This is a genomic window from Psychrobacter sp. I-STPA6b (assembly GCF_020662265.1).
Classification (GTDB): Bacteria; Pseudomonadota; Gammaproteobacteria; order Pseudomonadales; family Moraxellaceae; genus Psychrobacter.
In genome coordinates, this window is sequence record NZ_VEWM01000092.1 from 1 (window position 1) to 8,232 (window position 8,232).

At 35.3% G+C, this 8,232-nt stretch carries 9 protein-coding genes; 2 read left to right on the forward strand and 7 right to left on the reverse strand.

Annotation, left to right across the window (positions count from 1 at the left end):
* The 3 genes from modB to FHK88_RS11725 all read right to left on the reverse strand — a co-directional run.
* Window positions 1-700, reverse strand: a 700-nt coding sequence (modB, locus tag FHK88_RS11715) for a molybdate ABC transporter permease subunit (protein WP_227430933.1), incomplete at its 3' end; no start/stop codon positions are given.
* A gap of 76 nt (window positions 701-776) precedes the next feature.
* The gene (gene modA / locus FHK88_RS11720) at window positions 777-1,652 is read right to left on the reverse strand and encodes a molybdate ABC transporter substrate-binding protein (protein WP_227430934.1); all 876 of its coding nucleotides are present in this window, start codon (window positions 1,650-1,652) and stop codon (window positions 777-779) included.
* A gap of 246 nt (window positions 1,653-1,898) precedes the next feature.
* Window positions 1,899-2,384 carry a hypothetical protein gene (locus FHK88_RS11725; protein WP_227430935.1) on the reverse strand — a complete coding sequence of 162 codons (486 nt, stop codon included), beginning with the start codon at window positions 2,382-2,384 and terminating at the stop codon, window positions 1,899-1,901.
* 348 nt (window positions 2,385-2,732) lie between these two features.
* Here FHK88_RS11725 and FHK88_RS11730 point away from each other — a divergent pair, with 348 nt between their 5' ends.
* Window positions 2,733-3,965 (forward strand): NnrS family protein, encoded by a 1,233-nt coding sequence (locus FHK88_RS11730; RefSeq protein WP_227430936.1) that lies wholly within the window; start codon window positions 2,733-2,735, stop codon window positions 3,963-3,965.
* A gap of 92 nt (window positions 3,966-4,057) precedes the next feature.
* Here the strand turns inward: FHK88_RS11730 and FHK88_RS11735 are convergent, their stop codons facing one another.
* Complete coding sequence (locus tag FHK88_RS11735) at window positions 4,058-4,498, reverse strand: CopD family protein (RefSeq protein WP_227430937.1); 441 nt, start codon at window positions 4,496-4,498, stop codon at window positions 4,058-4,060.
* Window positions 4,499-4,567: 69 nt separating this feature from the next.
* Here FHK88_RS11735 and FHK88_RS11740 point away from each other — a divergent pair, with 69 nt between their 5' ends.
* Window positions 4,568-5,026 (forward strand): Rrf2 family transcriptional regulator, encoded by a 459-nt coding sequence (locus FHK88_RS11740; RefSeq protein WP_227430938.1) that lies wholly within the window; start codon window positions 4,568-4,570, stop codon window positions 5,024-5,026.
* Between the two features lie 437 nt (window positions 5,027-5,463).
* Here the strand turns inward: FHK88_RS11740 and FHK88_RS11745 are convergent, their stop codons facing one another.
* From FHK88_RS11745 to FHK88_RS11755, 3 genes are all read right to left on the reverse strand, one after another.
* Window positions 5,464-5,877: a DUF6911 family protein gene (locus FHK88_RS11745; protein WP_227430939.1), complete on the reverse strand. Its 414-nt coding sequence runs from the start codon at window positions 5,875-5,877 to the stop codon at window positions 5,464-5,466.
* Between the two features lie 549 nt (window positions 5,878-6,426).
* The gene (locus tag FHK88_RS11750) at window positions 6,427-7,293 is read right to left on the reverse strand and encodes a hypothetical protein (RefSeq protein WP_227430940.1); all 867 of its coding nucleotides are present in this window, start codon (window positions 7,291-7,293) and stop codon (window positions 6,427-6,429) included.
* A 37-nt stretch (window positions 7,294-7,330) separates the two neighbouring features.
* Complete coding sequence (locus FHK88_RS11755; protein ID WP_227430941.1) at window positions 7,331-7,984, reverse strand: hypothetical protein; 654 nt, start codon at window positions 7,982-7,984, stop codon at window positions 7,331-7,333.
* Window positions 7,985-8,232: the final 248 nt, after the last annotated feature.

Sequence of the window (8,232 nt, forward strand, 5' to 3'; positions counted from 1 at the left end):
AATTCTTATTAAAACTGGCAATTGCCACTACAAATATAACTGACAATAACACCAAAATTAGCGACATTGCATGTGCTGTCTCATAATTTAATGCCTCCACCTGCTCATAAATAGCAATGGATATCACTTTTGTCTCACCTGAAATACTGCCACCAATCATCAATACCACACCGAACTCGCCAATGGTATGGGCAAAGCTAATCAAAGAGCCTAAAATTATCCCCGTACGTGCCTGCGGTAGAGACACTCGTAAAAAACGGCGCCATGCTCTGGACTCTAATAAATAAGACGCATCATGCACACTTTGGGGAATACGCACAAACTGAGCATAAACAGGCTGTACAAAAAATGGTAAAGAGTAGATGATAGAAGCAATGACTAATCCATTAAAACTAAACGCCAATGAGCCAATACCATGATGAGCAAGCCACTTCCCTACGCCATAATTAGGACTAAAAAATAATAATAAATAAAAGCCAATTACCGTTGGCGGTAGCACCAACGGTAAGCTAACCAATCCTAATATCACCACCTTAAATCGAGATAACACCTGAGACTGACTTTTTTTTGCTAGCCAATATGCCAATGGTGTCGCCATAAATAACAAACACAGCACCGTCACAGTTGCTAACTTAACACTTAGCCATAATGGCAACAGCATTGACAGCAACTCTAACCTTGCAAACATCGGCAAAGACATAGGTAATGACACAGACAACGATAGCAACAAAATTATTTATTACCTCTTATGACATCTCAATTAAATCAAATAATGATTATTCCAAGACTGACAAATATCCAGCCTGCGCAAAATAAGCTTGTCCTTTATCTGACTGCAAATAACGAACAAAATCCTCTGCCATACTATTATTAGTAATCACCAAACCATCTTGTAAAATCGCAGGATATGTATTACTAGGAATCACTTGATAATGACCTACCTTTGACTCAGATACTTGATTTTCCAGACCTTTTATCTGTGATAACGCGACAAAGCCAACATCTGCATGCCCAGTATTAGTAAACTGAAATGCTTGCCCAATATTTTCTGCCATTATCAATCGTTTTTGTTTATTTAACACATCATACAAATTTAACTCAGTTAAATATGCTTGTGCCGCCACCCCATAAGGTGCTAACTCAGGATTAGCAATGGCCACTTTAAAATCAGGATTCTTCAATAAGGTTAAATTATTACCATCAGGCTCAACAACCTGCGTTGTGCTATATAAGGCTAACTGCCCTCTTGTATAGGTAAATGGCTGATGCTGAGCTTGCTCACCTACCATTTCTACTACTAGTTTTTCAGGATATGACTGATTGGCTGCCAAGAAGATATCATAGGGCGCACCTGCAATAATTTGTGCATATAGCTTACCTGACGACGCAAACACTGTTTCAATAGGGCAAACATTCAAACCTCTATCTATACAATAGCCTGAGATAATTTGAGGTAAAACATCAGCTAAATTTGCAGCTGCTGCAATTGAGATAGGCTGTGCTTGTTGTTCATCTTTTATCGTATCAGCTTGTGCTTGCGTTTTCTCTTGAGGCTGACACCCCAATAACAAACTGCTGGTTAATAATAAAAACCACCACCCAACAAACACCCATCGCAACTTAAATGATAAGACATTAAAATTTACCGTCATACAAACTACCTACTTATTACCATATGATTTTCGCTACAATACCCAAATTCTAAATATATGAAAATACATCTTATGGCTATTTCTTTATGGGTCATTCTAAATCCATAGGACACAAAAAAACAGCAAACCATAATTAGTTTGCTGTTTTATATTTCTAGGCTCACTACGATTGAGTGTCAGCTATAAAGTGCTAAGAAAAACCAATTCATTTCACAATATAGCTAATATGCTCTAGATGTGTTTATATTATCTTAGATTAAACTGTACTTTAAATGGTACTTGTGTATTATTACGAGCTTCGTTACGAGTCAATAAAACACGTACAGGCAATACTTCATTTTGTGTTGCTGTATAGCCATTATCAGTCAACTCAGTCATAGATAGGTCATCTCGTCCATAAACTATAACATAAGCACCCAACGATGAACTATCAAAATCAACATTTAAATGCTGACCCGCTTGTAATGGGATATTATATTCACAGTACTTATAGCCTTGTAGCATACCCTGTTGCGCCACACCACCTTGATTTAAGTTTAAGTTAACGCTTTGGTCATTACAAGTTACTGCATTTAATGTACGGATTGGTTTTACCGCATTATTATGAGTGACAGGTTGTGTTTGTGTAGTTGTATGAGTTGGCTGTGTTGTTTGAGTGTGGCTAGGTGCCTGACAACCAAATAAAGCCAATGCTGATAATGATGCAATTGCAGTCAATTGAATATGTTTCATAACAAACTCCTAAAGTATAAATATTAAATTAATATAGTTCTTTTTTACCTACCAAAGAGGTAAGTACTTACTATCATAATTATTTCTAAAATATAAATCGTATTAATTTGTTATCAAATTATCACTATTTATGAAATATTATCTAACTTTCTTTCTCATATCTTCTCCATAAACTCTTTAAACTTGACTCTCCACAGACACTGAAACACTGTTATAATAAGCAAAGCAGTGAGTCATACCCTTAAACATTCATTTAAAATGAATGTTTCTGCATCATTGTTCCCAAAAAGTTTAACGCCTTATCCTCTTCGCCATATTCTTTCTAGGTAACATTTTACAGGTCATAGCATGAAGCAAATACAGCCACCTAGCGCACGTCCCGTCTCTGTACACCCCATTCTTAACCTTGGATTTCGTATTTTTTTCTCAGCAGGTGCAGTTTTTGCCATGCTTACCATGGCACTCTGGGTCTTTGTATTTATGGGAAAAACCAATATTGATGTGGGGCAAATCAATCCATTTTATTGGCACGCACATGAAATGCTCTATGGCTATACCATGGCGATTATTGCTGGATTTTTGTTGACAGCAGTCAAGACATGGACAGGCATTATGATGCCTCATGGATATAAGCTTTTGGGAATTTTTATGCTATGGATGGTGGCACGTATTGCATGGATGATGGTAGGGCTGGGTGTGCCAAATCCTTCATTGTGGTTTGCATTAGCAGGCATCTGTGATACAGGGTTTATGCTTTTGATGGCATACGCAATTTTTAGAGCTGTACTAGCAGTCAAGCAATACAAACAAATGGGGATATTATCAAAAATTGCGTTTCTTACGTGTGGTAACTTATTGTGCTATGTCGGGATATTTAGCAACAATATGTCCTTAGTCAAAATTGGTGATTACTTAGGACTGTATCTTATTCTTGGTTTGGTATTAACCATTGGTCGACGAGTCATTCCTTTTTTTATTGAAAAAGGAATTAGCTTTGACAGTCCACACAAGATTGAGGTTAAAAATAATCGTTGGCTTGATATTGCCAGCTTACTACTTTTTGTGGCATTTATGATTAGTGACTTATTTGTAACCGACAAATGGTTTATGTCCATCAGTGCCTTTGCTGTGGGTGCAGTTAATATCATTCGCCTATTAGGCTGGTATCATCACGGTATCTGGAAAAAGCCATTATTATGGTCACTGTATCTGGCGTTTTTGGGGATGTGTATCAGCTTCTTTTTATTTGCCATTCAGCCCCATCTTGGCTTTAATCACAGCTTGGCAGTCCACGCATTGGCTCTTTCTGGTATCGGCATGATGACTGTTGCAATGATGGCTCGGGTTTCGTTGGGGCATACAGGGCGTAGTATTCATCAGCCACCAAAAACTGTATATGCCATGTTTATATTGATGATTATTGCTTTTATTTTTCGGGTATTTTTACCACTGCTAGATATGGAGCATTATATTATCTGGATTATGATTGCTCAAACGGCTTGGATTGCTTGCTTTATGCTATTTTGTATCAGCTATATCCCAATGCTGGCAAAACCTCGTACTGATGGGCTATTTGGATAATTTAAAAGCGTCTTTCTCTAAACCAAATAGAATCCAGAGTGTATTAAGGTATTTTTTTAATACACTCTGGGCTATTTACAAACTTCTAGCTTCTAGCTAAAGCCTGTACGAAATATCGTTCCCACCACCACAAAGGCAACAGATAATAAAGTAACAGAAATAATATGCAGGGCAAAAAAGTTAAGATTGCGCTCAGATAGCGTGGGAATGACTCGAAAACGTGCATGTAAGGCGATGATTGCCGTCATGGTCAAGATGCCTAATTTTAAACAAATTAACTTACTAATATCATTATTTAATGTCCACCACTGGCTCACATTGGGTAAAAAACGGTGTGCCATCCAGATACCAGTGATGATTTGCAACAATAAGGCAGGCATGCCAATTTTTTCAAAACGTTGCTCAAATGCTAATAATGCTGGTACATCTCGGCGGATTAATACTGGCGGTAATACAGTCAATGCCAACATCAAATGTCCACCTACCCATATTGACGCTCCCAATAGATGAATAATGAGTAAAAAGTTTAGCATGGCGGTCTGCTTGCTCTTAAAATTGACGTATTATAACATTCATTATAAATGATACTTTTGAGAATCACCATGCGCTTAACTAACTATAGTGACTATGCTTTACGTACTCTCATCTATCTTGCTGTTGTACCAGATAAACATGAACTAGCAACCATCTCTGATGTGGCAGACAGCTACCAAATATCCAAAAGCCATTTGACCAAAGTCATTCATCAATTGGCACAGCTTGGCTATATTGAGAGTATTCGTGGCAAAAATGGTGGCATACGTCTTGCCAAAGCCCCCGAAAACATTAACCTTGGTGAAGTCATCTGCCATACCGAGCCAGACTTTGCTATCGTTCCTTGTTTTGATAGTCAAAATACATCAGATGAGGCATTAACCAAGTCCGACTGCCGTATCACACCTGTCTGCAAACTAAAACCCATTTTTTGGGAAGCAACGCAAGCATTTATTGCTGTACTCACCAGCCATACATTGGCAGATATTATTAGTAATGATATCTCTTTACAAAGCAAACTGGGCTGATAGCCTAGCCTACTATCTAACTAAGGTCGTTAAACTTTCATCATTGTAGAAAAAACTAAGATACTGATTTTCATCAGCAATGACTGAATCAAGGCAATATATAGATAGAGCTTGTTAATAAAAACAGATAATAACAAGCTCATTAACACAGGATAAGGCAAATATAGCCAGTTTTTATATAAAAGTAAAAAGTAGCTATATCGCCTGTAGATATTAGTATAATTCAAGATAACCAATAAAAATCATCAGTAATTCTCAGGTAAAGTTATTGTGCTGATGGGTCATACTCAGTTACTTTTTATTAATATTAATCTCAACTGAAACGGACTTTGTTACTTTTGTTTCTTACTTGAGTTGATTTTACATTGTTAAATTTATATATATTATTTATTATAATTATTAAGTTTTTCCTATAAGTTTCTCATTCACTATATATTCTAGCTCAAAAGTTGCTTAGACACATCGCCAGTAGAATTAAATTCCAAAAAGCACTTCTTGACCACCTCTAAGTCATCAATAATCGTCGTGGAGCTATGAAGCTCTCCATTTATATACTCCCAATCATCTCTTAAAGCTTTAGGATTAAAGGCAGTTCTAACATTGGGATATCCTTCATCATCGTAGTCTAATAGCATTAGCAAATATTTACCACCATTGAAATATACTGTTAGACTAAGGGGCTCTATATCTTCTATAGATGCAAGGTTTTCCATAATAATAGTTCCAGTACTTGTATTGTTTAACTTATTTAACTCAGCCAAAACTTTTTCACTGGCAGGGTTCATATTAATTGCAATTTTCTGACTTAGACCATTACTAATATAATAGCCCTCAAACTTCATATTCAACATTATTTAACCTCTTTAGTTGACCTCTATTGCATCTGAGTCACTCATACTATCAAGCTCTACTTTACCTAGAAAAACGCCGTATCAAGCCTTTTTCTTACAGTTATATTTTATACCTTATAATTTTATCACTTTCCCCAGCTTGGTTTATTTTTTCTTAAATCCTAAAGTCTGAATGTAAATTTCACCAATGTTATTGCAACAAGATTGTATGATTATCTGCTAACTGTATATGCCATAATGTACGTGCCTTATCTATTATATCTTCAAGATGAAGTTTAATAGCTCGCCAAGGTAATATAGGCTTGAATAAATACAATGTCATAGGCAGCAGACAGTGTTGGGGTAACAGTGAGTGTTTATATTTTGCTTGTATTAAAAAAGACGGATAACTATCCGCCTTTTTTAATACCACCTTATAAGCCAGTCCTAGCATCTAACTATATTTAATCACTTCTTTGATAAATTCTAAAAAGGTTTTACCTGTTTTGGCTAAAATTAGGTCATAGCTATTATAATGATGCACCATATCTGCATCTTTACGATTGGTCACTAAAAAGAAATGATTATCTCGTTTATAAGTTGTAAAATCCATGAGCCATTATGGGCATAATGTATCACCACACCTTTTAAAAATTCAGTAAAATTTTGACCTGTATCTGATATATCTTCTGAACCTTCTGAATAATGATAGACTCTGTAATCGTCTTTATAATGACAAGTTTCTGGCTCTTTACTCCATGTATTCTCTATAGTACGATCGATATAATTCACTTTTTCTATTAAACTCATTTTATTATAAAAAATAAAATCATCACTTAGTAACCCACCAGATGACCGCCCCATATAGTGCATAAAGTCTTTAAGCTGTCCAGTAATCTGAATTTTGTAAACATGTTCAAATGCTGATATTTCACTTAAGCTATAACCCTTGATTTGGGTGATATCATAGTGGCGGTTAGGATGAATCTTGATTAATTCATTAATGTAAGCCTGTTGTTTGTTTAGATAATCATCCACATATTCTGCACCAATATGGGTTGATTGTGGTAATAACTCTCCAGTATAATCTGGATTATTAGAAGTTGTTTTTAAAAAATATAGATTAGTTTCCCAAATACAAGCAAAGAAAAAAGAGTTTTTATAGGAAAAGTCATAACCACTATAATGTAAAAGGTCATCATTATAAGCCTTATAGCGTATCATATGTGATCTGGGCTGTAAGTTATATAGCATCATAGTTCTTTCTGCTAATAGCCCACCCGAAGAGCGTCCCATACAGCGCATAAACTGTTTAAACTCCCCTTGAATACAAATGCTATAAAGTGCTTCTATCTGTTTGATTTCATCTTCACTATAGCCTTTTACCAGATCAGGTCGATACCATTTGCCTTGGGCGACTTCTTCTATATAACTCATTGTTTATTCATTCTCTGTCTGATTAATAAAGTTTTAATCACTTATAAAGCTTACGGACAAAATCATCAGATAAGATATGCTCTTCAATAATATTGGTATTAGATGTGTGAGCATATATTTTGTTATCTTTAAAATAGCTTCCAGCAGTGCTATCAGGAAAGCCCACTAATAAATAATCATGATAGTCAATAAAAAATTTATTTAATTCTGCATCCGTTAGGTGATGTATGACTTGGGTTGTAAACTCCTTATAATAGGTGTAATACAGTTGACACCATAAAAAAGAATCAATATCTTTATATGAATAATATTCATAGGTCCAATTTCCTTCGTTATCAGAATAGGGTTGGCAAATATGACCTGTACTATATTCAATAAAATAAAAATCAGCAAAAGTATGGTTGGATATTAGTGCATAGTCATTGCTTGGCATTTCTTCTGGTGGCTCTTCAAGATATATTTCACTTATCTCTTGAAAAGTACAGTCATAACCACTGCCTTCTGATCTAAAAAAATAAGAGTAATTACCACCAAATCTTGCTAAAAAGTCAATATAATCTTTTCGACAGGGTATGTTCCTCTCTTTAAAAAAATTAACAATGATATTGCGATTTACTGGTACAACGTCATCAGCATATGCCAATATAAGCTCATTCATTTGTCTTTTAAGTTGTGGATAGTCTTTATTCATTATCTACCTCCTGTAGCTACGTCGTTATATATGTCTAGGTTTAGTTTATATGTGGCACATGGCAACATTTCATCATATAACATAATATTAAAAATATCTTAATCATTATGTGGTAACCATAGACCTCCAACTTTATTTTATAATTGTTTTAAAATAGAAGTGAGGTATTCTTAAAACAAGCCCACTAAAAGCAATAATACAACTCAGCATTATACCCAAAACCTAACCAACCCCCTATAAAACCAAAA

What these genes read in the sequence shown, in the direction of transcription:
- modA (WP_227430934.1), bottom strand. Translation starts at nt 1,652, where the DNA reads ATGACGGTAAATTTTAATGTCTTATCATTTAAGTTGCGATGGGTGTTT.
- FHK88_RS11725 (WP_227430935.1), bottom strand. Translation starts at nt 2,384, where the DNA reads ATGAAACATATTCAATTGACTGCAATTGCATCATTATCAGCATTGGCT.
- FHK88_RS11730 (WP_227430936.1), top strand. Translation starts at nt 2,733, where the DNA reads ATGAAGCAAATACAGCCACCTAGCGCACGTCCCGTCTCTGTACACCCC.
- FHK88_RS11735 (WP_227430937.1), bottom strand. Translation starts at nt 4,498, where the DNA reads ATGCTAAACTTTTTACTCATTATTCATCTATTGGGAGCGTCAATATGG.
- FHK88_RS11740 (WP_227430938.1), top strand. Translation starts at nt 4,568, where the DNA reads ATGCGCTTAACTAACTATAGTGACTATGCTTTACGTACTCTCATCTAT.
- FHK88_RS11745 (WP_227430939.1), bottom strand. Translation starts at nt 5,877, where the DNA reads ATGTTGAATATGAAGTTTGAGGGCTATTATATTAGTAATGGTCTAAGT.
- FHK88_RS11750 (WP_227430940.1), bottom strand. Translation starts at nt 7,293, where the DNA reads ATGAGTTATATAGAAGAAGTCGCCCAAGGCAAATGGTATCGACCTGAT.
- FHK88_RS11755 (WP_227430941.1), bottom strand. Translation starts at nt 7,984, where the DNA reads ATGAATAAAGACTATCCACAACTTAAAAGACAAATGAATGAGCTTATA.